General features: G+C 50.9%; 1 protein-coding gene. It reads left to right on the top strand.

Annotated features, from left to right (window positions below):
- Positions 1-254: hypothetical protein (locus K6753_RS14590; RefSeq protein WP_223677185.1), on the top strand; the 254-nt coding region annotated here is incomplete at its 5' end.
- Between the last annotated feature and the right edge of the window lie 29 nt (positions 255-283).

Here is a 283-nt window from a genome sequence, read left to right as displayed (position 1 = left end):
ACAAGGACGTCCTTATATTGCCTCGCGACAAGCAATTCATGCATACCGAAGTATCGGTATCTCTGGGGATTGTTGCTGGTAAGGTGATACAGCTCAGCAGAACGCCGTATCACCTTATCCGCTGGAACTGCATACAGTTCGCTCAAGAACTGCGTCGACAGGTTGTTGAGGCTACGCACACCAATACTTGGCAAACGACGATCATCCAGACTAGCATGCAAGTGGCGGCCGGTTCTATTCCTATTGTGTCGTAGACGTCGCTCACAAAATGCCGCGACCATCC

Origin of the sequence: Novilysobacter selenitireducens (assembly GCF_020026895.1) — a bacterium.
Classification (GTDB): Bacteria; Pseudomonadota; Gammaproteobacteria; order Xanthomonadales; family Xanthomonadaceae; genus Lysobacter_C; species Lysobacter_C selenitireducens.
The sequence above is the reverse complement of the archived record's forward strand: the minus strand, read 5'-3'. Positions and strand labels throughout refer to the sequence as shown.